Annotated in this window: 15 protein-coding genes and 1 other RNA gene; 4 read left to right on the top strand and 12 right to left on the bottom strand. The window is 39.4% G+C overall.

Annotated elements, in window-relative coordinates:
* Nucleotides 1–120 precede the first annotated feature (120 nt).
* The 6 genes from Q4600_RS12795 to Q4600_RS12770 form a co-directional block, all read right to left on the bottom strand.
* Nucleotides 121–1,272 (bottom strand): sugar diacid recognition domain-containing protein, encoded by a 1,152-nt coding sequence (locus Q4600_RS12795; RefSeq protein WP_248955953.1) that lies wholly within the window; start codon nucleotides 1,270–1,272, stop codon nucleotides 121–123.
* Nucleotides 1,273–1,297: 25 nt separating this feature from the next.
* Nucleotides 1,298–1,876, bottom strand: coding sequence for a hypothetical protein (locus tag Q4600_RS12790; protein ID WP_303516686.1), 579 nt, complete (start codon nucleotides 1,874–1,876; stop codon nucleotides 1,298–1,300).
* A gap of 182 nt (nucleotides 1,877–2,058) precedes the next feature.
* Nucleotides 2,059–4,146: an MtrB/PioB family decaheme-associated outer membrane protein gene (locus tag Q4600_RS12785; RefSeq protein WP_303516684.1), complete on the bottom strand. Its 2,088-nt coding sequence runs from the start codon at nucleotides 4,144–4,146 to the stop codon at nucleotides 2,059–2,061.
* 12 nt (nucleotides 4,147–4,158) lie between these two features.
* Nucleotides 4,159–5,148 carry a DmsE family decaheme c-type cytochrome gene (locus Q4600_RS12780; protein WP_229369859.1) on the bottom strand — a complete coding sequence of 330 codons (990 nt, stop codon included), beginning with the start codon at nucleotides 5,146–5,148 and terminating at the stop codon, nucleotides 4,159–4,161.
* A gap of 82 nt (nucleotides 5,149–5,230) precedes the next feature.
* Entirely contained in the window at nucleotides 5,231–7,210 is a 1,980-nt protein-coding gene (locus tag Q4600_RS12775) for an OmcA/MtrC family decaheme c-type cytochrome (RefSeq protein WP_324295172.1), read from the bottom strand.
* A 281-nt stretch (nucleotides 7,211–7,491) separates the two neighbouring features.
* Nucleotides 7,492–9,624, bottom strand: a complete 2,133-nt coding sequence (locus Q4600_RS12770) for an OmcA/MtrC family decaheme c-type cytochrome (RefSeq protein WP_303516679.1) — start codon at nucleotides 9,622–9,624, stop codon at nucleotides 7,492–7,494.
* Nucleotides 9,625–10,320: 696 nt separating this feature from the next.
* On the opposite strand from Q4600_RS12770, the gene ffs reads away from it, so the two are divergent.
* Nucleotides 10,321–10,417, top strand: an RNA gene (ffs, locus tag Q4600_RS12765) — signal recognition particle sRNA small type.
* A gap of 119 nt (nucleotides 10,418–10,536) precedes the next feature.
* On the opposite strand, the gene Q4600_RS12760 is transcribed toward ffs, so the two are convergent.
* Genes Q4600_RS12760 through dinG form a run of 6 tightly spaced genes read right to left on the bottom strand, consistent with a single transcriptional unit; the run spans nucleotide 10,537 to nucleotide 16,082 of the window.
* On the bottom strand, nucleotides 10,537–10,869 hold the full coding sequence (locus Q4600_RS12760) for a late competence development ComFB family protein (protein ID WP_102528601.1): 333 nt from the start codon (nucleotides 10,867–10,869) through the stop codon (nucleotides 10,537–10,539).
* A gap of 37 nt (nucleotides 10,870–10,906) precedes the next feature.
* The gene (locus Q4600_RS12755; RefSeq protein WP_303516677.1) at nucleotides 10,907–11,812 is read right to left on the bottom strand and encodes a histone deacetylase; all 906 of its coding nucleotides are present in this window, start codon (nucleotides 11,810–11,812) and stop codon (nucleotides 10,907–10,909) included.
* A gap of 33 nt (nucleotides 11,813–11,845) precedes the next feature.
* Complete coding sequence (locus tag Q4600_RS12750) at nucleotides 11,846–12,553, bottom strand: DUF2057 domain-containing protein (RefSeq protein ID WP_102528599.1); 708 nt, start codon at nucleotides 12,551–12,553, stop codon at nucleotides 11,846–11,848.
* A gap of 9 nt (nucleotides 12,554–12,562) precedes the next feature.
* On the bottom strand, nucleotides 12,563–13,228 hold the full coding sequence (locus Q4600_RS12745; protein WP_102528598.1) for a primosomal replication protein: 666 nt from the start codon (nucleotides 13,226–13,228) through the stop codon (nucleotides 12,563–12,565).
* Complete coding sequence (locus Q4600_RS12740; RefSeq protein ID WP_102528597.1) at nucleotides 13,225–13,998, bottom strand: TSUP family transporter; 774 nt, start codon at nucleotides 13,996–13,998, stop codon at nucleotides 13,225–13,227. Before Q4600_RS12740 ends, Q4600_RS12745 begins: the two co-directional genes overlap by 4 nt.
* An 8-nt stretch (nucleotides 13,999–14,006) precedes the next feature.
* Nucleotides 14,007–16,082 carry an ATP-dependent DNA helicase DinG gene (gene dinG, locus Q4600_RS12735; RefSeq protein WP_102528596.1) on the bottom strand — a complete coding sequence of 692 codons (2,076 nt, stop codon included), beginning with the start codon at nucleotides 16,080–16,082 and terminating at the stop codon, nucleotides 14,007–14,009.
* A gap of 235 nt (nucleotides 16,083–16,317) precedes the next feature.
* On the opposite strand from dinG, the gene Q4600_RS12730 reads away from it, so the two are divergent.
* From Q4600_RS12730 to Q4600_RS12720, 3 genes are all read left to right on the top strand, one after another.
* Nucleotides 16,318–18,843, top strand: coding sequence for a DNA polymerase II (locus Q4600_RS12730; RefSeq protein WP_303516674.1), 2,526 nt, complete (start codon nucleotides 16,318–16,320; stop codon nucleotides 18,841–18,843).
* Between the two features lie 223 nt (nucleotides 18,844–19,066).
* Nucleotides 19,067–20,254, top strand: coding sequence for a porin (locus Q4600_RS12725; protein WP_303516672.1), 1,188 nt, complete (start codon nucleotides 19,067–19,069; stop codon nucleotides 20,252–20,254).
* Nucleotides 20,255–20,709: 455 nt separating this feature from the next.
* Nucleotides 20,710–23,574 carry a TonB-dependent receptor gene (locus tag Q4600_RS12720; RefSeq protein WP_303516670.1) on the top strand — a complete coding sequence of 955 codons (2,865 nt, stop codon included), beginning with the start codon at nucleotides 20,710–20,712 and terminating at the stop codon, nucleotides 23,572–23,574.
* Nucleotides 23,575–23,721: the final 147 nt, after the last annotated feature.

Genomic DNA, 23,721 nt, shown 5'->3' with positions numbered 1-23,721 from the left:
TTTTATGGATATAAAGATTTAAATGTGTGCATGTGCACATATTTTTGACATGTAAATGGTTAATAAAAGGACTGGACTGTTTTACTGACGAAATAAGCTAACGTGTTAACTTTGCAGCCATTAAGCTTGATGCATGATTTGACCTAGGTACAAATTAAGTAAGTGATGGAATTCTTGCAAATTTGTTCCGGTGATTTGCTGAATTTTATCTAATCGATAGCGGAGCGTATTGCGATGAATAAACAGCACTTCTGCACACTGTTTATGATCGCCAATATGCTGAATATAAACAGATAGTGTTTTTTGAAGTACACCATTTTTGTCTGCTTCAACTAATTTTAAATAAGGGGCAGACAAGGCATCACCGCGCCAATGTTGTTTTAAGCCGGTAAATATCACTTGAAGGGCATAGTCTTCATATAAATACTTACTGGATTCAGGGTTTAAACTTTTACCAATAGCCAAGGTCTCTTTCGCGGTACGATACGATTTTGCAATGCCTTCAATACCGATAAAAAAGTGACCAAGTGAAATATTGAGGTTTAATTCCATATTGGCAGGAATACGCTTTAACAGCTTATCTATTCGATGGCTCTCAAGTTCCGGATCCCATTGTTTACCATTAAGGTATGCGGGTTTTAGAATGACCAGCTGATTAAGTGATGTCATCGCAATCAGGTTATTACGATCTGGGTGCTGCAGTAAGTGGACGATTTGTTTCAACGCTTGATTATTGTGAACTTGTTGCTGCTTGACCGATTCTATTTCAATAATGGCGACAACACGCTCAACGGTAATATCTATGCCTAACTGATGTCCCCAATGAGTTAATTGATCGACATCTTTATCTTCATCTCGGATCAGTTGAAGAATGAACTCTTCTTTCTGTCTATTTTGCCATTGTAATTGATCTTGCAAGTTAGCTTGTTCAACAATCATTTCAGCGGTCATTTTTAATAACTCGCCATATTGGGCTAATTCACAAGGCTGACCTGTAATGCCAATGACACCCACTATCTGACCTTGATAGTGCAGAGGTAAATTCAGCCCTGACTTTACCCCGTGTAAGCTTGGGGCAATGTCTTGATTAATTTCAACATTTCGGTTTTGACTAATTGCCAGTAATGCACCTTCATGTATTGAGCCTATTCGCTCATTAGAGCCAGAACCTAAAATAACGCCCTGGGCATTCATCACATTGATATTATGCCCAATAATTTTCATTGTTCTGTCTACAATCCTGTTGGCGATTGCACTGTCAATTACATACATATGTCCACTCAGAGAAGTTGCAAAATTAACTCATTACCTGAGTTATTAATTGATAAAGCCAGTAAAACAATAAACCGTAACTGGTTAATAAAGTCAATACAGTCGCGAACTTAGCGAAAGGCGGTATGTCAGTTTGTTTAAGCCCAATATGACACAAAGCAATAGAAAAAATGCTGATAGGTGCGACGATAATGCTCAAGGGTAATATGACAATGGCCCCAGTCAGTAAAATTAACGTCGAGAGACGCGATGGGGACTTCTTATTCGTTAATGGCATAGGGATAAGTGCAGTACCAATAGACAGCACAACCGCGCCCAAATACAGTACAAATTGTGCAAATGATTCGTACTGGCTTACAAAGCCTATAAGGGCAGCAAGTGGAAACAATAACGAAACTGTGACATGTTTTTGACTAAATGAAGATTGCACATATTGACCAGAGAAGTAACAACAGGCTTGTACGATGGCATTAATAAATGAGAAAGCCATTAAGGCAATCAAAATGAGAATACTGTCATTTGCCATTGATGTGGTTGAAGCATAGGCTGGCATAGCCAATAAAGAACCTGCTAAGCCTGATAGAATAAGGTGTTTTTTTTGCATGATATCTTGAGTCTACTAAGTCACTTAAAAATAAATTTTAATAGACATCGCTTAGAATAGCTTTTGTTAATTTAGCAATATCGAGTTATTTGTTGGTATTTGCGAAAGAGGGCACAAATAGAAAGTGTTTTACAACAAAAAAGCCTGCAAAAATGCAGGCTTTTAATCAATTAATGCGTTGCTTATAACTTGTAGTTAACGCTTAGCATTATCATGTGAGCAGTATAATCATGGCTATTGCTGCCAAAGGTCATGACATTCCAAATATTATCAGGTGCGATATCATTTGCTGCATCATTGTCTAAGTACTTTTCAATTTTATAATCTAAACGTACAGCCATTTTTTCAGTGGCTTGGTATTGACCATATAAATTAACATTATGTACTTTGGCAAAGTAATCACCGTAATCACCCGTCACGCCTTGGCGAACTTGAGTGTTACTGTCAGATTCTGAATAGGTGTAATCTAAACCTAAACGTAAGCGGCTATCCATTAAGTTGTTATAACTTAAGTTAGCGCCTACTACATCAACAGTGTCTTCGATATCAGCTTGCCAAGTTGGACCTGAGAAAGTGCTGCTACCTGATTGTTGTGATTCAATAACCTGGTGGTTATAGAACGCATTCAACATGACATCTTTATTGAACATGTAGTTTACATTGATATCGTAACTGGTGTCTTTTGACTCAGTTAAGCCAATTTCAGTATCAGTATAGTCATCTAGTGCATAGCGCACGCCTAAATCAACAGTTAATGCTTCAATAGGGGTATGGCTTACGCGCGCTTCTACCATGCTGCGATCACGATCTGCTAGGTAATATTTACGTAATAGGTCGTTATTTTCAGATGATGTCCACTCAGATGCTTGGTAATCAGAACCGTCACGGTTACCGTAACTCCCTTTTACCCACATATCCCAGTTTTCAAAACTGTTGACGCGGTAACGAGCCCAAAGGGTGCTTTCTTCGGTCACTTCACGCTCTGAGTAACTACGTTCATCACGCTTGTAATCGACACCACCATCAAGCTTCATTCCGCGGCTAATGCGGTAATCAGCTGCTAACTTAGCGCGATGAGTTGTTTGATCATAAGGGGTGTTGTAAGCCACTTGACCATTAACATCGTTAATGCTGATTTGTGTCCACTCTTCAATATTGGTGTTGTTTTCGCGATCTGAGTAGTCGTAACTACCAGATACGCGCACACTGCGATTGATTCGGGACACGGCTTTTAACGTCATGCCAGTTAGGTCAACTTTTGCATCAACAGATTCTGTTGGCACACTGTAACCATAACCTGAAGTGACAACGTCTTGATCTTGACTCATCTGTCCAAACATCAAACGGCCACTGACTGCTGTGCCGTTTTCAGTATATTGACCAAGCAGAGACACAATATGTGACTCATTGTCTGGATCAAGTGCCATATAACCACGGGTTTGTGCACCAAACGTCGGGTTAAAAGCATTATCGTAACTTAATTGGGCATTATCATTTTTAAAGATAGAGCCATCGTAATTCAAGCTCGTAAACCAGTTTTTACCGCTAAACTTAATACCAGCATTAATGGTATCAGTGGTGTAATCAACTGGTTCAGCAATCATCATTGACTGATTGAAGAAGCTACCTGATGCTGTCTTAACACCAGTTTTTTCTTCACGCTGATAATTCACGTAAGTAGTGAACATTGATTCTGTTTGGTATTCAAAACCCAAACCTGCACGTTCACGTTTAAGCGAAAGCTCAAATGGGTTAAGGCTGCTGTATAACTCAGTCATACCGTCAGTTGAACCCGCTGTTTGCCAGTTATCGGGTAAAGTTAAGTCTGAGCCTCCAATACCACTGTACGGTGATACAACACTATTTGAGTCGTACGTTGCAATAGAGCGGTAGTTTAGGTTCAGGTTGTACTGACCAAGCTTACCGACATTCACGTCTAAACGACCGTTATCAAGACCTAAGTCAGTCGCTTCAACTTTTGCACGGTAACCAGACTCGCCAATGTAATTCACATCAGCATCTAGCTTAGGTGCAAACTCATTGTCGCTGCCAAATGCGTTAGCTGAATGAATGTCATCTTCGCTGTTGTAACCAACACCCACGCCAACACTACCTGTTACGCCAGTTTCTACTGCACAACCTTTACAAACCCACTTGTCGAATTTGACTTTGTCAGTATTGGCACTGCCTACACCGTAACCATCAGCTGCCATTGCAAATCCTGCATTGGCAACTAACGCTAAGGTGATTATATTCAGTTTAAATTTCATAGTCGTACATCCTTAACGCTGAAGTAATTTGCCAGAAGGGTGGTTAGAACCATGTACTTGGCTATGACAATTTAAGCAACTGCGTCCACCAGTAAAGGCATTATCACCAACATTAGAACCCATTCCTGTGTTCCCTAAGTAAGCATTGCTTGCATGGCCATCACTGGCATGACATTGCTGACATAGTTGTGGAGCACGAGTCTTAAGCATTCCTTCATTCACTGAACCATGTGGGTTATGACACGTTACACAGTTTTCAGTTACTGGTGCGTGCTCCCAAAGTTTAGGTCCACGTTTTTCAGCGTGACATGTATAACAAGTCTCGTTCACACTTGGTTTAACCAAGTCTGAATCAGCCATGCTTCCATGTGGATTATGACAATCACTACAAGTCATTTGATTCCATTGCATTGGATGACTTGAGCGCTTATTCATATCTGTTTTTTGTTTTGTATGACAGCTAGTACACACTTCCATCTCTGTCTTTTTAGACAGAATAGGGTCGTTAGCGGTATGGACACTGTGACAAGAAGCACAAGCAACATCGGCATTATCATGATGGCTAGTATTCCAAGACATGCGGTCATCGTCTAAGTGACACCCCATACAAACACTATTTTGTTTCTCTGGCGCTAGGGTAGAATCAGGACCAAAAGCGATAACTGGCTCGTTACCACCACGGTTATGTTTACCCATTGGGCCGTGACATGCTTCACATTGAAGGCCTGCCATTGGACTCTTTGACGATTCAATAGCGCCGTGAACACCTTTAAAGATATCCATGACTTTTTCAGAACGTCTGTGACACATCAGACAAGAGTCGGCACCTTTAGGAGAGTAGCTGCCTTCTTCAAATTTCTTATCTAGAACAGCTTCAACTTCGTCAGGGGTCATTTTAGCATCCCACTTCGACGCATAAGCCGAGTGAGACATCCCAAGAGATAGCATAACAACTGCTACAAATGTCGGGATTATAGAATTTAGTTTCATTTTGATTTTCATAGTATGGCTTCCCAATCTATCCATGATGTAGATGTGATTTATGTAATGAAAGGGAGAAGCAAGCTCCTCCCTTAACAGTAAATTACATGTTCACCGCGGTGTGATCGAAAATGGTAGGTTTATGACAACCCATACAGAACTCGACTTGAGCAGATGCGTTGGCATCTTCGTAAGTACCGTTCACAACGCCACCTTGGCCTTCAGCATGCGCTTTAATTTCGTCAAAACCGTGACAAGAAGCACAAGTAGCAGTGATTGGAGTGGTGTATTCACCAGCTGAAGTCGCTAATGCACCTTTCAGTTTGAACGCATCAAGATTGAAGTCATTATGACACTGGGTACAATCACTGATGATATCTTGCTCACCATGAACACTGTGAAGTTTCATTTCAAGTGCACCTTGGTTTCCACCTGAAGCGTAAGTACCGTCTGGAGTATGACAAGTCACACAACCATCAACACCGACAATCACTTCACCATCTGCATTTTCACGACCTAATTGCTCAGTCATGATAAAGCCTGCATGGTAGCCTTTGTGTATCTCAAATGTTTCGCCGTGACAGTTTTCACACGTATTGAATGCAACTGAATCAGTGTGACGCATACTAGCTGCTTCACCTGAAAGCGTACCGAATACTAAGTCAGCTTTCATACTTGTAGTTGCGATATCATCGCCACAATCAACTGCAGCAGTGCCATCGTTACACATTTCTAAACCAATGAAGGTAAAGGCGGTATCTGTGTCTTGGATGCCAGCAGGTGAGTATTCTCCAAATGGAAGAACCGGTAAGGTGTACTGTAGTGCACCAGCTTCAACAGAAACGTTTTCGCCAAGTTCGCCATTACGTACTAAATCGTAAGCAACTTTTGCTTGTCCATTTCCTGGGCTTGCGTTGTAACCCATTATTGGGAAGTTAGGACCAACGTTAGTGATCGTTTCAATACGTTGAATCTTGCTAACTAATGTTGATGCATCAACAGCGCTGCCAGCAGCATCAGTAATCGTCACTGAGATAGTGGCTGTTTTGTCTGAGTTAACCATCAAGGTAGAAGTTAAACCATACATGTCGATAAATGCTTTCTTCTGTTCGAAACCACCTGTGTGGATTTCTTCAGTCCAGCTCGCGTTATGACATGCAATACAGTTTGAGTTATCTGACTGTTGAGAGTGACCTTCACCAGCGACGAAATCGATGCCAGTGTGACAACTTGTACAGGTTTCCATTGTTGGAATACGAGTCCAGTTGCCCCATTCAGTTAGTTCTTCTGACTCAACGTGACAAGATTGACAGTTGTCTTGAACAATTGCGTGTGCAGTTTCTGCAGTGTAATCGTTACGACCCCAAACTTTATTAGAGTTATGAACGTTATGAACTAAGTGAGCAAAAGCAACTTCAGGTTTACCACGACCATCTGCCCACTCTTGAGTGTGACAAGTGATACAAGTTTCTACAGTAGTTGCTTTGTGATAAATCTTTTCACCTTCAGCGTGACAACTTGCACATACTTCATGAGAAACGATATTTTTGGTGTATAGAGCTTGGTAGCCTTCACCGTCGAAGTCTGCAACGATTTCGCTGACAGGGACAGACGTTACACCATCCAGTAACGTCGAAGCCTCAGCGACAATGTTGAAGCGTTGAGTTAATTCAGCGTTGAATGTATCAGTATCGAAACTGTCAAAACTAAACTCATAGCTACCGTTTTTGTTATCAACGAAAGTCGATGTAGAGCCGAGTTTCTGCCAGTTTGCGCTATTACCAGCGCCGCTAGCGCCAACTGGGATAAGCTGAGCTGCATTTTCGATTGAAAAGTCTTTAAGGCCGACTACTGCTTCATCATCTTCATTAGTCGCATAAACTTTTACAGTAGGGATGTTGTCAGCGTAAGAAACTGACAGCACTTCTAATTTTAGCTGCTCAATTGCTTCAGCTGGAGTACCGCCTGGAAGACCAGGGTTACCATCTTTACCATCATCACCGTCACTGCCACAGCCTGTTAAGGCTACGCTGACTGCACTTGCTACAAGCATCAGTGCTATTTTAGAATTTTTCTTGTTCATCATTTGTCCCTGCGTAATAAGACATTGCATAAATTTGACTTGGCTATTTGTATTGCCGAGATACGTAGTCTCTTGAGTCAATTTAGCTTTTTGGGTTTTAAATTCATCAAATACAAGGTTAATCCACAATCAGAGAAAAATCTTTAAACCTAGACTGATACTGTGAAGCAGATCAGTCTATTTCTAAAGAGGTATACATTTTCTCAAGTAAACCTTGTTTTTATTGGCTTAAAGCAAAAAAGAGCCGCACGGTGGCGACTCTTTGTATTGCTAGCTAACCTTTACTGTCCACCCCAGTCGGAGTGTGCTTCAAGGATCTGACTATCGTTGTGACAAGTAGAGCAAGTCTCTATCACATTTAATGCGTCATAATCCGCCTCTGGTACACCTAGACTGTCGATTGTTCCAACTACACCGCCATTAGTTTCAATGTGGCTAATTGTTGATTCACTTAATCCGTAAGGAGGTACGTGACAACTTAAACAAGCTGCTGATTGAGGAGACACAACTAACAGGCCAACATCATCTTTACCAAATGCTACGGGAGCTGCATCAGTAGCAATGCCTTGGATAGAGAAACCATCATCGCCGTGACAAGCTTGGCACTCAGTTTTCTTAAAGAATAAAGAGCCACTTGAGTCATAGACATAATGTTTATCATGAACTTTAGTTGCTAAGTTAGATGCTTCGCCACCTGATGTTGCACGTGTTCCATTATGACATGATGCACAACCATCAATATCATTGGTATAACGATGCGTAATTTGCGTTGTATGACATTGTTGACAATCAGCCATTTCAGCATGCTGCATACGTGGAGATTCAGCCACTGAACTACCATCTAAATTGAAGTAGTAAGTATCAGACGTTACGTATGGAGCATCTTGGTCACCCGCATCTAAATCATCAGCATCACAATATTCAACCACACCTTTGCCAGAACAAACATGTAATTGGCTGCTTAGTACAATAGTAGATCCAGCATCTATTAATGTCGCGATTTCAAAGTCAGCAGCACTAATAGTCGCTGTAATTGAGCCATCAGCTTCTTCAGCAAATGTGTCATAACCTACTTTTTGGTAATTAACCAAGAAGTCATCAGTCAGTACACCATTGATAACGATTGCACTATTAAAGCCACCGTATTGGTAAGGGCGCGGATCAATTTGATTTATTGCTACTAATTCATCACCATTTTTAACGGTGAAATTAACTTTAATTTCTGATTCATCATCAGCAACTGTCATCGATGAAAACTCAACTTTTAGCGCAGTTGCTAAGAAGTTACTGTTCAAATCATAATGAGCTTCTTCTGTACTGCGACCACTTCCTTCACTTGTATGACAATCTAGACAATTATTTCCTTGCCTATGTGATTTTGGAACACCAGCGGCTTCAGCAGCAGGGCTAGGGCTGTGACAGCTCCAACATGCAGTGGTATCAATATCAGCTTTCCAGCTATCAGTTAGGTTAAAATCTTCATTCGGATTATGACAAGTCAAACAGTTTGACGTCATTTGCGGGTATACACCGTCATCTGAGAAGTTAGCCGTAGTATGAATACTATGAACCATACCTTTAATCGAACCATCATATTCGTAAGCATCACCAATTGGGGTTCCATCTGCATCAGTGTCTTGCTTACTATAACTGTTATAATCTGTATGACAGAAAGAACAAGCTTCTTCCGTTACGTGTTTACTGCCATGCATAGAGAGTTCGCCTGCTTGATCTGCTCTATGACAAGTTTGACAATCAGAATTTGCTAAAATTTGAAGTGGCTTTTCAACTTCAACATCAGTAGCTGGTACCCAGTAGAAAAAACTATTGTCTACAATAGTTTGAGCATTGTTGTTGGATGTTTTGATTGACATGTAAACGCCATTGGTAGCGTCAGCCATGTATTCATACTTTTCTAAAGTATCAATTGCTTGGTCGATTGTGATTGAGTAACTGCCATCATTATTATCAACGAAACAATCCTCACACTCACTTTTACTGCCATCAAAGTAATTTGAACCAGTAAAATAACCGTCGCCTTTATCTTTATTGAAATAGCTTAACCAGATTTGTCTATCAATACTTGGATTAACGATTTCGTCTTCACCTGGTTCATTAGCAGAACCGACGCGGCCAAAAGAAATAGTGGCGATATCTGCTTGAGTTAAACCAGTTACAGCTACGCCATTGGCGTCAGCAAGCTTAAAATCAACAGTTAGAAATTGGCTTTCATCAACACTAGCAGTGGTAATCGTGCTCGTTAGAGTGGTTACAGAGCCGATTGGCTTACCAACGGTGCCATCTTCGCCATCTTCGCCGTCAGTTCCGTCGCTGCCACAGCCGGTTAGCGCGAAGGCTAAAAGCCCAGCACTAAATACCGCTTTAGCAGTAGTATTAAAATTGAATTTTTTCATCATTGTTCCCTGCAAGAGATTTTGTTTTAAACTTGATTCTTCATCATAAAATCAAGTGTATGGATAATATCCAAGTCTATGTAAAGCTCTTTTATTCTATTTAGTTAGGGCTAAAATCACTGTGATTTAGATCTTACTATTCCGAAAGAGGTATTACTTAATTCTACAATTTGAAAGTTAAAATGTTGAAATTGTAAAATGTGAAAAGCGCTTGCGTCGCAATTGTTGCTTGAGCGTTGCTGTAGTGTTTTTCACTAAACTATATGGATTATTTAATTAGAGTAAACTTAATTAATAGAATCATTAACTAACGTACCATCCAATACATTACTTACTGCTAAAATTACCATTACTAATAATAAGTGAATTGTGTGACTTTTGTTTGTATTTGAATGACTTTTTATGTGGTTTTTAGCGTTAAAATCTCACTTTTGTTAAAAAATGTGATCTAGATCGGCTTTGATGGCTTTTGATTAAATTAAAGGTTGTTCTAATTAATCTAAAGCAGAGAAAAGTGACTTATGAATGGCTTTATTGATTTTGGCAATGTACGAAAAAGCATTCAATTGAGTAATCATTGTTCAAACAAACATAAAGATGATGAAAGTATGGCGATTTAACTTGATCATGTCACAGGTGTGGGGGATAATCCTGCCGTTCACGTAAAACAGGTTTTATGTGAAATCTATGGTGACCTTAGGGTCCCCCCGCAATGATAACTTGTGAACTCGGCCAGGCCTGGAAGGGAGCAACCGCAGCAAGTGACTCGTGTGCCGGGGTGTGGCTCTAGGGGAACCTCCAAATTCTTCTTGTTTTACCATCAAAATTCTTAATGTCTTACTCATACATATTTTATATAGAAAATTTTTGTATTCAATTTTCTCAGTTTAGATCTGTTTAATTTTAGTACTTTTAATTTTCAGTACTTTCAATTCTCGGTATCGATTCAAGTTTTGCCTTTGCTTCAGCTTCTTCTTCCGCAATACGTCTTTTTAAGTTGGCTTTCAAAAATTCACGAGATTTCTCTAATGCGAGTTGTATTTCATTTTTCATGCTTTGCAGTTCGTTGTAATCTTCGAAAAAGTACGTATCGACTAAATGCCTGATGTAACGCACTGGAAGCTGGTTTAAGGTTACGCAACATAGATCCGCTAAATACTCTTCTGGCAGTTCTTCTAATAAACCTTCATCTCTTAATATTTCCATTAATAGCACTTCATAGTAATTACGAATATCAACTTGCATGTTTTACTCCAAGAGAATGAATTTTTATATCAGTTTGCTACCAGATTGAATTGGCTGCAATAAAAAGTTGACTATGACGATGAGTTAATTCGGCTTCATTTCGGCTGTAACCACCGCCTATGACTGCTGCAATAGGGATATTAGCTTGTTTAGCGGTTTTAAATATAAACTTATCACGCGCTAAAATACCTGCTGTCGAAATGTTGAGATAGCCTAAATCGTCATCTCTATGAATATCGACGCCAGCATCATATAAAATTAGGTCTGGCTGGTGAATATTGATGAGGTAAGGAACCACTTGTTCGAGTGAATGAAGAAAGTGGCGGTCATCAATTCCTTTATCAAATTCTATGTCATGGTCTGAATGAGGTTTTCTTGAAGGAAAGTTTTTTAAGCAATGAAAAGAGCAACTGATAATATTGTCGAATTGTGATGATAGGGTTGCGGTGCCATCTCCTTGATGAACATCACAATCAATAATAAGCACTTTAGTCGCTTTAGCATTAGTAATCATGCCATTGGCAGCGACTATTAAGTCATTAAATATGCAAAATCCACTGCCAAAATCATAGTGGGCATGATGGTATCCACCGCTGAGATGTAAAGAAACGCCATGTTCGATGGCTAAATTTGCACATAAGCTTGTACCACTAACGGCGTGTAAGGTTCTATTTAATAGTGCTTCACTCCAAGGGAATCCAATTCGGCGCATGACTTTAAGGTCAAGTTTATTGTCGATGAAATCATCAACATACTTGTCTTGATGCACTTGCTTGAGTACTTCAACTTGAATCATTTCCGGTGAATGAAAATCGGAGGGTTTAGCTATTTGATTGTTCAGCAAATATTGCTGCAGCAACTGATATTTACTTGTTGGAAATCGGTGGGTAGAAGGTAACGCCAGCTTAGAATAGCTGGCGTGATAAACAAGTGGAATACTCAATGTGAAATTTACACGCTTATTTTGATATTCAATTTACAATTGCTTGATTGCCCAGCTCATGAATTCTTTTCTTGTTTCTTCATCTGCTTGTAACCACCAATATTGAAGCATTTGTTCTGGGTGTGTTGCTGTCTCGCCTGCAGCTGGAGTTGCAGCTTTTACTGCAGGTTTTGAAGCCGCAGGGGCCGTTGCTGTAACTGTTGCGCTTGTTGCTACTGCAGCAACTGGTAGCGTTTTCGTATTACTGTCAGTCGCAGAAGCTGCTAGCGTATCAATATCTTCACCTTTATTACCGCTAAACAAATTACTGATAAAAGTACTCTCTTCATAATCAGTTTGCGTCACTTTGTAATCAACAGCACCGTTGTCTTTACGAGAAATAACGATTTGCGGGTCTTTAGCAAATGACTTTGGCTTTTTAACAAATTCACCGTCAATTGGCTTGAGCTGATACTCATGATCACCATCAACATTGATAGCCACAATAAAAGGTGATGACTTTACAAAGCTTTGACTGTCACTAAAATCATCATCAACCATGTCATGATAGCGAATAGCAATTTTATGGCTGCCGTTATCAAGTTCAAGGTCAGTCTTATGAGTAAACATGTTGGTATCGATTTCTTTACCGTCAAGTGCAAGATATTCAAATGACATTGGGATAGTTAGGTTAGCCGCCATAGCTGACGTTGAAGTCGCTAAAGCTAATAACGCTGCACTGAGCGGAAGGGTAAATTTCATTGTTGCTCCTTAACGATTGTTATTTCGATGCGGTCGTTCAAACATTTGAATTCTTTCTTCAATATAACTGATTGCTTGACGACATTTCCCTAATCGACGATGTAGAGAAAGTATTTCATTTTGTATCATGATTTTGTCAGTACTGTGGCAGTTTGCAAGCTTAGTTTCCATTTCTGCAATTTTTTGTTCAAAAGTTGTAGCCCAATTCAAATGTTTATTTAACTCTTGATATATTTGGTGGCTATTCTTCATCACATTACTGGCTATCCAGCCAAAACCACTGTCTGAATGTTGTTGCTGTTGCTTCTTAGCATACCTTGCGCGACTGTTGGCACGTTTCTGCTCTGCAGTCTTAACATTGATATTGGTTGTAACGAGTGCGCGGCGCAATGCGGTAAAGCGATCTTGAATACGTTGACAACTCAGTTCGATTATTTTGACATCGAGTTTAAGAGAAAGTTGCTTTTCTAATTGTTGAATGTCTTTTTTCAGTTGCTGAATACAAGGGCTAAGTTGTGCTCCTTGTTGAATAAATAGTTGTGAGTTAAAACGTTCAATATCTTGGAGCATTTTCTTTTGCTGGGCTGGCAATTGTTGATCATGATGCAGTGCATCTTGTTCAAGCGAGCTGAGCTGCTGCTTTAATTGATAAATAAGTTGGTTGGTATTTCTCATAACCAGGCTGTCCAAGCAAGATGCGCTGCTATTGATAAAACAGTAATAATAAACAGAGGTTTTACAAAGGGAATACCGAATCTAATAGCCGATTTAGCGCCAATGAACGAGCCTGCCATCATGCAAACCCCCATCCATAACCCTAGAACCCAATCGACTTCTCCTAGTAAAGCGAAGATGACTAATGCAGTGACATTACTAACAGAAGTCATTACACGCGCTAATGCACAACTATTTAGTAGTGGCAATTTGTATAGTCTTATGCTTGATACCGTCCAAAATGCACCAATCCCAGGACCGGCAAAGCCATCGTATCCACCTAATAGTACACCTTGAGCAGTTTGTTTTTGTTTGCATGGGGATGTCATCGGAGCGGCTTTTAGATTCTCGCCCATTGCTTTGGGGCTAAATAAGGTATAGATGGCGATACTGATAATAACTAAAGGTAAGATTTTCTCGAGCCAAGCAGCATCTATAAGATATACAAAAATACTACCTAAAATTGCACCGAAAAAAGTCGCGATAAAGGCGGTTCGCCAAAATCTTAAGTTAATAAGCTGTTGCTTATAATAAGTATACCCAGCAGTCATTGAACCAAAGCAAGCTGCTAGTTTATTGGTACCAAGTGCTAAATGGGGCGGTATTCCCATTGTTAATAATGCAGGAATAGATAATAATCCACCACCACCCACTACAGCATCAATAAAACCGGCCACAAGACCAATAACGGCCAAGATTACCCAGTGGCTTGGATCTAACAAGAATTCCAAATAATTACCTATTCTATAACTTTACGAAATGGCGGAAGGGCATCAAGTAATGATTTGCCATAACGCTTAGTAATAAGACGTCTATCTAAAATGGTTACGCGACCATAGTCATCTTCTTTACGGAGTAATCTACCACAACTCTGGATTAATTTGCGTGAAGCATCTGGAATAGTTAGCTGCAGGAATGGATTGCCACCTTTACTCTTTATGTATTCAGCATGTGCTTGTTCAACGGGTGAGGTTGGCACCGCAAACGGCAATTTAGTCACGATTAAGTTAGTTAAATAATCTCCCGGTAAATCTAACCCTTCTGAGAAACTGCCAGTACCAAAAATTATGCTTGGTTTACCTTCATCGCAGCGTTGTTTGTGTTGTTGCAATATTTGTTGTCTTGGCATGGTTCCTTGAACAAAAAGTTGCTCTTTAGGTATTTTGCCACTGACTTGATCTGTGACCTTTTCCATTTGCCAATATGAGGCAAATAAAACCAATGTCGCCATTTCATCTTCAACTAGTGCAATGATTTGTTCAGCTAGTTCGTCAGTATAGGCATCTTCTGTTGGCTCGTTATTCATCTGTGGGATAAATAAAGTGGCATTATTTTCGTAATCAAATGGCGATAGTAGTGCTAAGAAGCGACTGCCATCATTAAGGGATAGACCAACTTGATGAGCAAAATGATTGAAATTATTTAATGCTCGAAGCGTTGCACTACATAATACGACCCCCGCTGCTTTTTGCCACAGCATGTGTTCAAGCATAAAGCCAACTTCAATAGGGGAGGCGCAGAATAAGTAATCCTGTTGTTTTCCGGTAATTAATTCTGCCCAACGTGCCATCGGAGCACCTTTTTTCGAATCCTCTTTAGCTAACATTTTCCAAAGCTTACTTAAGTTCTCAAGTCGCTGCAGGATAAATCCCGCTTCTGAGAGAACGGCTTCAGATTGATGCTTAGGCAATTCACCATCTTTAATGGCTTCACTGAGCACAGATTGAATTTTGTTAAACTGTTTGACGGCTAGATTTGAGGTGGTCGCTAAATTTTCGGCCTGTATTAGTAATGACTCTGGTAATTTGCCATTTTCAAAACGTAATCGAGTTTCTGGGTTCGCAAATAATTTAGGCTGCGTATCGCAAAAATGCGCCACTTGATTAAGTTGAGTCACTAAATCGCCAATATGGTCAAGCATGGCTTGTACTGGCGCAATGATATGAGTCGTTTTAAGTTGATTTTGCAGTTTTGAGCAAGTTTTCGAGGCTTTTTCTAACCAGTCACTGGCTCCTCTTAGTGTGGCTTGCGCACTGGAAAAGTCTCTGGCAACGGTTGGCAGGTGATGGGCTTCATCAATAACGTAAAACATATCTTCAGGCTCAGGTAAAATCACCCCGCCGCCAAGCTCTAAGTCAGCAAATAATAGACTGTGGTTTACAATTAATACGTCCCAAGTTTCGACGTCTTCGCGCGCTTTATGAAATGGACAGTTGTGGTGACTGGACATTTGACGATGGCAGCTGTGCTTGTCACAACAGATTTGTTGCCATAAGAAGTCTGGTAATGGTTGCTCTAAAGTATCAATTTCGCCATTCCATTTACCTGCCTGAAAATCTTGATGCAGTACTTTTAGTAAGTCAATTTGGCTTTGGTCAGGTTTGGTTTGCCACATTGCTAATTGTGATGTGTCTTCTGGACCAATCATTGCTGCAAGTTTTGCTAGGCAAACGTAGCGCTGTCTTCCTTTTACGAGACCAAATTTAAAGTCGACACCTGATTGCTGTAAAAAGAAGGGCAGGTCTTTGTGCAATAATTGTTCTTGAAGGGCCACAGTTGCGGTGGCAATACATACTTTTTTCTTGCTGGCTAATGCAAGTGGAATAGTACCTAAGATATAAGAAAGAGATTTACCAATACCGGTACCAGCTTCACAAACCATGATCCTGCGATGTTTATCATAATCACCAGCTAATGTTTTAGATATTTCAGCCACCATGTAGTTTTGCTCTCTACGAGAACGAAAATTTGGCATCGCAGTCGCAATATCTTTATAGATAGTGCGGATCTGAGTTTTAATATGATCCGTTAACATGTATGGCCCATTAGTAATCTTTACTTACTAATTCTTTATTTGCTGGTATATGCTGTACATAATAACAGTGATTTTAAATGTTCGGAATAAATAATCGAACGTTTATAGCGTCTTTAGCGACACAGGTAAGTAATTTAGTGGTAAAGATAAGTTTATTTAGTTAACTGAAAATACTTATTTGCCCCAACGATAGGTTAATCATGCATAAACAGACGATTTCAGGGCAACATTGTAGATGACAATACAAAATTCAATAGGCACTGATACTAGCACTAGCACTAGCACTAAAACTAACAATGATGCTTTACTTTCGATCAAAGGAAGGGTGCTGACTAGACATGCGACTTATCGTCACGGCCGATTAATGCTGCAATATTATATAAAAACAGAAACAGGACCGGCACTCATTGAACTAGAACAAGCTGAAGTTATCTGTTTTTGTAAACAAAGTGACAGTGAATTGATTCTCGGTCATTTCAATTCAGGTATACGTATTGAGCCTATCAGTTTAAAAAACTTTAAGCATCAAGCTGTTTCATGCATCTATTTAAAGTCAACGACAGTACAGAAGCAATTGCTCAGAATTGCCAATGATGCAGGAATCGAGATCTATGAAGCCGATATAAGGGCAGAGCAACGTTATCTTATTGAGCGATTTATTGCGTTAGATGCAGAGTTCATTGTTTCTGCTGACTCAAGCAATGCAGAAACACCTTTATCACTGACTGAGGGGGCTACTTTTGCAAGTGCTAGCCATTCGAATGACCCACTAGCATGCTATGCAGCATTCAAAACAAGAAAGGCAGATTTAGCCATTCCATTATCAATGATTTCACTGGATTTTGAATGCAGCCCATCTGGAGAGTTGTACTCAGTTGGATTATATGGCTCTCAATCAGCACTTGATAATCAAAGCCCCTTATATAAAAAAGTCATTATGCTTGGTCGACCTGATTTTGACGCTGATGAGATTAATGAGTCTGATGATAGCGTTGAATATATTCAATGGGTTGATGACGAAGTGGCATTAATCCATCAGTTAATTCATTGGTTCAATGAATATGATCCTGACATTATTATTGGCTGGGCAGTGGTTACCTTTGATTTAGCACTTCTATATAGGCGTTGTCAGTATCATCGAATTCCTTTGTTAATCGGTCGTGGTGGTACAGAATTATCATGGAAAGTTGAAGATAAATTCAGACCAGAAACGCTGTCTTTACCAGGAAGGGTTGTTTTGGATGGTATTGACTGGATAAAAGCGGCATTTTATCAATTTGAGCGATATTCACTCGAACATGTCTCGCAGCATTTATTAGAAGAAGGTAAAGCCATTGATCATGTTGAAAATAGAGGGCAAGAGATTTGCCATTTATTTGCTAATGACAAAAAAGCACTCGCTTTTTATAACCTGACAGATTGCCGACTGGTTTGGGATATTTTTCAAAAAACACAATTATTGGCTTTTGCCTTAGAAAGAGCAAAGTTGACGGGATTAGAATTTGGCCGAGTTGGAGCATCGGTTGCTGCTTTTAATAATCTCTATCTTCCGCATTTACATCGAAGTGGCTATGTTGCCCCTGCAAGAGCAACAAGTCATGGCTTAGAGTCACCAGGTGGTTATGTGATGGACTCTATTCCTGGTTTTTATAAGGATGTATTAGTTCTCGATTTTAAGAGTTTATACCCTTCAATTATTCGTACTTTTTTAATCGACCCCAAAGGATTAATAGAAGCGGAAAATCAACTTAAGGAGCATACTGTCCCAGGTTTTTTAGAGGCTCAATTTAGTCGTGATAATCCCATTTTACCAAAACTTATTGCTCAGCTCGCTGCGCAAAGAGATTTAGCTAAACTTAATCATGATAAACCTCTTTCTCAAGCTATAAAGATAATCATGAACTCTTTATATGGGGTTTTAGGCTCCAAAGGTTGTGTGTTTCATGATGCAAAACTCGCAAGCTCAATTACGATGCGTGGCCATCAGATAATGAAGCAAACTAAAACATGGATTGAAGCAGAAGGTTATAAAGTGATTTATGGCGATACTGATTCAACTTTTGTTTGGCTTGGTCAACATCATCAAATTGAAGATATCGCCAAGTTAGGAAATAAACTTGCAAAAATGGTCACTGACAAGTGGACGAAAACCTGTAAGGAGCAATACCGAATTGAAAGCTATCTTGAGTTAGAATTTGAAAGTCATTTTAATCAATTTGTGATGCCGACTTTAAGAGGCTCTGATGCGGGCAGTAAAAAACGTTATGTAGGCGCAACAGAAGATAAAGAAGGACAAATTGAACTTACCTTTAAAGGAATGGAGCAGGTGCGAAGTGATTGGAGCCCTGTTGCGAGAAGGATTCAATATCGCTTGTATTTTTTACTTTTTACTAAAGGTGACGTGAAGGCGTATTTGCAACAAGAGCTGCAAGATCTTGATGACGGTAAATTGGATGATGAACTTATATTTAGAAAAAGATTAAAAAGACATGTTGAAGAATACACTGCGAAATCGTCACCTCATGTAAAAGCTGCGATTAGACTTTGTCAATTAACAGGAAATGATAAAGCGGGCAAGCGGGGCACTATGATTGAATACCGTATGACATTAAATGGGGCTCAGCCCATAGAGGCCACCGGTGAAAAAATTGATTATCAATATTATGTTGAGAAACAGATAAAACCGATTGCTGAACCTGTTTTAGCGTTACTTGGAGAAGGGTTTGAAAGTCTAAGCAGTAATCAGATGATGTTAATTTAGTGTTACTTAATATTGCATTTGTGGTAAATCGTTACTATTTTTGAGTGGTTTGGTAGTTGATTGTGCTGTTTGATGTGTTGTTTTAGTTTATTCAGGCGTAAAAAGCACGCATTTCTTTGTTTTGATATATTTCAGCATGCTAGCCTTTGATGAAAGGATAATACAAACAAAATGGACTGTTATCAGAAATTATGATGAAAATAAAATGGGAAGGTTTAGCTTAATGAAAAAGACTTTAATCGCTTCAGCACTTGCAACTGTTATGTTCGTACCTGCAGCTTCAGCTATCGAAATCTATAAAGATGATAAAAACGCTGTAGAAATCGGCGGATTTATTGATGCGCGTGTATATCACGGACAAGGTGATACTGAAGTTGTAAATGGCGCTTCACGTATTAATTTCGGTTTCGATCGCCAAATGGGTGATGGCTGGAATGCATTTGCTAAATTAGAGTGGGGCGTAAATCCTTTCGGTGACAGTAAAATCCAGTACAACAATGACCAATTGTCTTATGAAAATGGTGACTTCCTAGCTAACCGTTTAGGTTATGTTGGTGTGAATCATGACACTTACGGTACGTTAACTGTTGGTAAACAGTGGGGCGCATGGTACGACGTTGTTTACAACACTAACTACGGCTTTGTATGGGATGGTGATGCCTCTGGTACGTACACCTACAACAAAGGTGATGGTTCTGTAAATGGTACCGGTCGTGGTGACAAAACAGTTCAATACCGTAATGCATTCGGTGATTTCAGCTTTGCAGTTCAAGCACAGCTTAAACAAGATGAATTCGATGTACTTTCAGATGGCAGTATCGAACCTGAAAATCCAATTGCGCCAATGATCAGTGCTCAACAAACTGTTGCTACCATTGAATACAATAACACTTACGGTTTAGCATTAACTTACCAAGCCACTGACAACTTTGTTGTTACTGCAGGTGTTAACGTCGGTGAGTTTAAAGGTTCTACAGTTGAAAATGAAAAAATCGAAGAAACTGATATCATTTATGGCTTCGGTTTAACTTACGGTGGTTGGGATGCTGAAGGCCTATACGCAGCGGCTAACTACAGCAAACAAGAATTCCATGATACAGATAACCTAGGTCGTCTGATTTCAGAAGCTTATGGCGTGGAAACGCTTTTATCATACCGTTTTGATAACAACATTCGTGCGTTCCTTTCATACAACATCTTAGATGCTGGTGATGAATATAAAGCAGATTACAACGGTGATACGTTTAAGCGTCAATTCACAGTTGCTGGCCTACATTACATCTGGGATGCTAATACAGTTATCTACTTAGAAGGTCGTGTTGATAACAGCGACTTTAGTGGAAGTGAAGAAGCTGCAATGAAGTTATCTGACGATGACGGAATTGGTTTCGGTATTCGTTACGTGCTTTAATAATTTCACAAGCCGTTTTTAAATTGAAAAACACCCTATTTAGGGTGTTTTTTTTGGCCTTTTTTTTATGAACGAAACAACAAATGTTAATTACTTGTACATGCTTTGTGCTTTTATTAGGCATATCTTCTACTTGTTAGAGCTTAAAAAAGAACCAGATAGAAACAAATTTTTAACATTAAGCGTTTTTGATGGTAATTAAATTAATTGTTTTCTTTCAGATGCTTGCATGAACACTGCAGAGTATAACTCTGTTTGTGTTCATATATTTGAACAGATCAACTGCGTTAATGCCTCAATCTCTCGTTATGTTAATGAAACATATGTTGAATAAATGTTTTATTTGTGATTTTATTGCTCTTGAAATGTAGTAGCGGTGTAACTCGCACACATTCACCAACTTGATTTTGTTCAGTTGGAAAAATAAGAAAGATATAAGTCCAGGGAGATTGACAATGCATAAGAATTTATTAGCGAAATCAGTGCGTCTAGCAATGATTAGCGGTGCAGCTGCGGCAGCACTTAGTTCACCGGTAGCTTTTGCTGCTGAAGAAGGCGCTAAAGTTGAGCGTATTTCTGTAACTGGTTCTCGTATCAAGAGAACTGATATGGAAACTGCTTCGCCTATTACGGTAGTGACAGCAGAACAGATGAACCTACAAGGTATTCAGGACGTAGGTCAATTTTTACAAAATAGCTCAGTAATGTCTGGTTCTCCAGCCATGACCACAACAAACAATGGTGGTAATGGTGGAACATTTGTTGAGCTTCGTGGTTTAGGTACTTCTAGAACACTTGTTTTGGTTAATGGTCGCCGCCCAGTAAGCTCAGACTTCCAAAATATTCCAAGCTCAATGATTGAACGTATTGAAGTATTAAAAGATGGCGCTTCTGCAACTTACGGTGCAGATGCTGTAGCTGGTGTAGTTAACATTATTACACGAAGTGATTTTGAAGGTCTTGAAATTACTGCTCAAGCTAAAAATTCATTTGATGTAGACGAAAACTCTCAAACTAGCTTCAGCCTTGTAGCTGGTAAAGCATTTGATGATGGCCATTTAGTTTTTGGTGTTGACTGGGTTAAACAGGATGAAGTATACCAAGGTGATACAAGTATTGATTACCTAAATTACCCTTGGCAAGTTTGGGGTGAAGATGCTGAAGAATCTTTCTGGAAAAATGGATTAATTGGTACTGGAGACAATGCTAACGTTATTGAAGTCGGTTCAGGTTCTGTTCCATGTGGTAACTTTTATTTAGCATCTGGTGGTGCAAGCCAAACAAATGGTACCTGTGATGGTGGCATTGCTACAATCGATGATATGAGAGATTTTGTTGGCGGTGGCCCAAACAATGATACTTATAACTACGCACCAGTTAACTACCTTCAAACTCCTTATGAAAAATTAAACATATTTGTTGAAGGGAAGTTTGATCTTACAGATAATATGCGTGCTTACACAGAGACTCGCATTAACAAACGTGAATCTCGTCAAGAATTAGCTGCAGTACCTTATGATACTCGTTTTGACCCTGGATACTCAGGTGTTACTCCAGATGGAACTGAATTTAACGGTGTTTCTGTTGATAACTTCTACAACCCGTTTGGTGAAGATGTTGTTCGTTCAAGACGTCGTATGCTAGAAGGTGGTCGTAGTTTTGAACAAGACATCACTCGATACCAACAAGTCATTGGGTTTGAAGGTGAGTTAGGCGATAACTACTATTATGATGTGAATTATAACTATGGTCATAGCCAAACAATTTCTACCGATTTTGGACAACTATATGGACCAAACTTAGCTAAGGCTATGGGACCATCTTTCCAAGATGCAGAAGGTAATATTGTATGTGGTACAGCTGCCTCACCAATTTCCGATTGTGTTTCAATGAACGTATTTGGTGGCCCAGGTTCTGTTACACAAGAAATGTTAGACTATGTAACTGCTCCTCTTGTCGATTCTGATATTTATACTCTTCAAACTGTTACAGCATTTATTGGTGGTGATTTATTTGAATTGCCTGCAGGTATCATGACTGGTGGTGTTGGTTATGAATATCGCGATGAGGAATATAAAGCCCGTAGAGATTCTGGTAAGTTTATGGGTGAAGTAACTGGTAATAAATCAAAAGGAACTCAAGGTCGATTCAACGTAAACAGCTTATTTGCAGAATTCCGAATTCCTGTATTAAGTGATTTACCATTAGTTGAAAGTTTAGAGTTGCCAGTTGGTGTTCGTTACGATGACTTCTCAGCATTTGGTGGAAGCACTACTTATCAATTAGGTGCAGAGTGGAAAGTCATTGATGGATTAATGGTTCGATCTACTTATGGCACAGTATTCCGTGCTCCAACCATTTCAAACCTGTATTCACCAGAAAGTGATTCATTCCCATCGGCAACAGATCCATGTAGCACAGCAAACTGGGCTACCCTATCAGCAGCTCAACAAGGTTACTGTATGGCTGATGGAGTTCCAACTGGTGGTTCTAATAACTTAGATGCTCAACAACTGGCTCAGGTCGGTGGTAATGAAGATTTACAGCCTGAAGAAGGTGATACATTCACAGTTGGTTTTGCTTATTCACCAGATTTCCTCGAAGGTTTTGGTTTAACAGTTGATTACTGGTCTATTGAAATTGATGATGTTATTGACTCAATTGGTGCTGATGATTCGCTTAAAGGTTGTTATTACGGTGGTATCGAATCTCTATGTGCAAACATTGAACGTACTAACGGTGAACTATCTTACATTAGTGAAAAAGACACCAATTTAAGCAGAATGACTGCAAAAGGTGTAGATTTCGACGCTAACTATGCATTTAGTGCATTAGCTGGTGACTTTAATCTAAACTTATCTTGGACTCATTTCTTAGAACGTGAAAACCAAGTTTATAACTCAGATACTTTCGCATTTGAGATGGAAGACTTGAATGGTCGTTTTGAAAATGACGTTAGTTATGCGACAGATAAAGCTAATTTTACTGCAAACTATACTTGGGAAGATTTAACCATTGCGTATGCTGCAAATTATATCTCAAGTTTACAGTATGATGATTTATTATATTGGGGCACTACCTTAAATGATCCGAACGATCCAAATTCAGGTAACCACCAATATGAAGTTGATTCGTATTTTTACCATGATATTTCAGCAACCTACAATTTCGACACTGGTACTAAAATCAGTGTAGGTGTTGAGAACTTTACTGATGAAGAGCCTCCATACATCGAGCCTGCATTTAACGGTAATACTGATGAAAGTACTTATCGTCTATTTGGAGCAAGTTGGTTTGCTCGAATCTCTCAAAAGTTCTAAATTGAAAACTTAGTTAAAAAGCACCTTCTAGGTGCTTTTTTTTTGTCCTTTATATGATACAAATGCTCCAATAGATTGTTTAATGATTATAAATTAGGCTTTCGTTTGACTTTGAGCACCTAACTGGTCTTTCCAAGTATTTTAGAT

The sequence above is a fragment of the Shewanella sp. 2_MG-2023 genome, from assembly GCF_030548905.1.
Classification (GTDB): domain Bacteria; phylum Pseudomonadota; class Gammaproteobacteria; order Enterobacterales; family Shewanellaceae; genus Shewanella; species Shewanella electrodiphila.
The sequence above is the reverse complement of the archived record's forward strand: the minus strand, read 5'-3'. Positions and strand labels throughout refer to the sequence as shown.

Coding starts and splice junctions, on each gene's coding strand:
- Q4600_RS12795 (WP_248955953.1), bottom strand. CDS start 1,272: ATGTATGTAATTGACAGTGCAATCGCCAACAGGATTGTAGACAGAACA.
- Q4600_RS12790 (WP_303516686.1), bottom strand. CDS start 1,876: ATGCAAAAAAAACACCTTATTCTATCAGGCTTAGCAGGTTCTTTATTG.
- Q4600_RS12785 (WP_303516684.1), bottom strand. CDS start 4,146: ATGAAATTTAAACTGAATATAATCACCTTAGCGTTAGTTGCCAATGCA.
- Q4600_RS12780 (WP_229369859.1), bottom strand. CDS start 5,148: ATGAAAATCAAAATGAAACTAAATTCTATAATCCCGACATTTGTAGCA.
- Q4600_RS12775 (WP_324295172.1), bottom strand. CDS start 7,210: ATGAACAAGAAAAATTCTAAAATAGCACTGATGCTTGTAGCAAGTGCA.
- Q4600_RS12770 (WP_303516679.1), bottom strand. CDS start 9,624: ATGAAAAAATTCAATTTTAATACTACTGCTAAAGCGGTATTTAGTGCT.
- Q4600_RS12760 (WP_102528601.1), bottom strand. CDS start 10,869: ATGCAAGTTGATATTCGTAATTACTATGAAGTGCTATTAATGGAAATA.
- Q4600_RS12750 (WP_102528599.1), bottom strand. CDS start 12,553: ATGAAATTTACCCTTCCGCTCAGTGCAGCGTTATTAGCTTTAGCGACT.
- Q4600_RS12745 (WP_102528598.1), bottom strand. CDS start 13,228: ATGAGAAATACCAACCAACTTATTTATCAATTAAAGCAGCAGCTCAGC.
- dinG (WP_102528596.1), bottom strand. CDS start 16,082: ATGTTAACGGATCATATTAAAACTCAGATCCGCACTATCTATAAAGAT.
- Q4600_RS12730 (WP_303516674.1), top strand. CDS start 16,318: ATGACAATACAAAATTCAATAGGCACTGATACTAGCACTAGCACTAGC.
- Q4600_RS12725 (WP_303516672.1), top strand. CDS start 19,067: ATGAAAAAGACTTTAATCGCTTCAGCACTTGCAACTGTTATGTTCGTA.
- Q4600_RS12720 (WP_303516670.1), top strand. CDS start 20,710: ATGCATAAGAATTTATTAGCGAAATCAGTGCGTCTAGCAATGATTAGC.